2 protein-coding genes are annotated in these 1,827 nt (G+C 39.7%); both read right to left on the bottom strand.

Annotated features, from left to right (window positions below; all coding sequences use genetic code 11):
* Positions 1–110: 110 nt before the first annotated feature.
* Positions 111–590 (bottom strand): DM13 domain-containing protein, encoded by a 480-nt coding sequence (locus F0249_RS19810; RefSeq protein WP_171757620.1) that lies wholly within the window; start codon positions 588–590, stop codon positions 111–113.
* 262 nt (positions 591–852) lie between these two features.
* The gene (locus F0249_RS19805; protein ID WP_171757619.1) at positions 853–1,620 is read right to left on the bottom strand and encodes a DUF2726 domain-containing protein; all 768 of its coding nucleotides are present in this window, start codon (positions 1,618–1,620) and stop codon (positions 853–855) included.
* Positions 1,621–1,827 lie beyond the last annotated feature (207 nt).

Raw genomic sequence — 1,827 nt, 5'->3', positions numbered from 1 at the left:
ATAAATTAAACATGCGCCCACGCAAAAGGCTTGGGTATAGAATGCCAATGGAGTATATTCATGCCCACCTGTAGAAAGTGTCGCACTTCAAACTTGATACTAAGAGTGGCTCATTTTTGGTATTTCGCTGACGTGATAAACTCACCAAATGTCTCACACCATACAATGACCGTATTATATTTAGATACATCGATACCTTTCGGTATTTTGACCGCAAAGTTTTCGAAAGTCTTAACATTACCAATGCGAACCATACTGTCTTTTAATCGATTAAAATCAGATTCAGTTTCGACAAACTCGGTTGACAGGTACAGCTTATAATCAGGACCGGGCGCAAGGCTTCCAGTTAATGTGATGTACTCTGGACCAACTGCTACCTGACCTTCACCCCAATGAAAAGAGTCACTATCCTTGAGGTCTTTTTTGAACATCGCGGAAAACTGTGCTTGGGAAGATAATTGAGTGACTTCAGACTCAGTTGGAGATGTTGGTGCAATAAGAATCGGCAGCATATAAATGCCCAAACCAACACCGAATGCCCCCACAGACAAGTGAGTGACTAAAAGTAATATAATTGTCTTTATTTTCATAGCTGTCCCTTCCTTAGTAACAACTTATCTTACCAACAAAACAGATACTTGAAATAACAATTGTGTCTTCATATGAAATGAAGCCTTTTCTCTCTAGCCGCTTTAATCAAATTCAACTTGAGAAGATGCCTCCAGAGCACTCCTAACGCCGCGTTAAGTGGTGAGCAACGCAGACCACCCTACCTAAACCATTGTGACATAAACACTAAAACCAAAGTAAGCCGAAAATGCCAAGCGTTGGGAATCCGTCTTAAACGCTTTGTTATATGCCTTCTGCGATGATGTTTCTAATTTCTCGAATAAAGTCATGCTTTTGAGTGAGAGAGTCTGAATGAAGCCTTACACGATGAAGCGTTATTCCAGCAACATCAAAAAACTTATTTTTCTTATTATCCCTAATAGTAGCCTCTGCGGTGTCATGATAAACACTATCAACTTCGAAGAAAAATTTAGGCGTATAGTCAACTGGGTCATAAATGACAAAGTCGATAATTGCTTTGAAGAAATAATCACGTTCACCGGTGGTTAAAGACGCTTTAATCTCTTCGAAATCGAATAAATTACTAACGGCGACATTTGGGTAAATAAAAAAATTAGGGAACACGCCTTTCAGTGCTTGGTTAAAAATCCGTTCTTGCTCACTCTTAAAAAGAGGTACTAACCAGTCCGTTCGCGCAAATTTTGCTTTTTGGGATACTGTTCTATTTGTAAGTGAATCTTTGGGGTTTACCGAGGGCACTTTATAATTTATTGCAGCCTCGTTGTGGGAGCATAGACGAGAAAAATTCTTCGCCTCTGACTCGCTTTGTGCAAGCGAAGCTTCGAAACCAATAGACTCCATTTTATTCAAACCTTCATTTGAAACACCAATGTAACCCGAGACTTGAAGCTTTAGGTACTCAGAGCACAAAGCTGACACCAAAACGTCTTTTTCATTTCGCGCGTATTTTATGAACTCACTTTCTAGTAAACCTGATATTTGTGTCCACTCTACACCGTTGCTTTTCAATACTACTTGTTCAGTTTTCACTAGTCCTAAAATTTCAGCCCAAGACTGTGAAGCCAATAAGGTATAGAACTTTTCCATTATTTCTCCAAATTTAAACTAGGCATATAACGCCGCGTTAAGTGGTGAGCAACGCTACCACTGCACTCAAGACATTATGCCATAAACACTGATGCATATCTTTGAACTAAAGCCACCAAGCGTTGGGAGTCCGTCTTAAACGCTTTGTTA

This window comes from Vibrio sp. 03-59-1 (assembly GCF_013114135.1).
Taxonomy (GTDB): Bacteria; Pseudomonadota; Gammaproteobacteria; order Enterobacterales; family Vibrionaceae; genus Vibrio; species Vibrio cortegadensis.
Note: the sequence above shows the minus strand (reverse complement) of the source record. Positions and strands in the feature narration are given on the sequence as shown.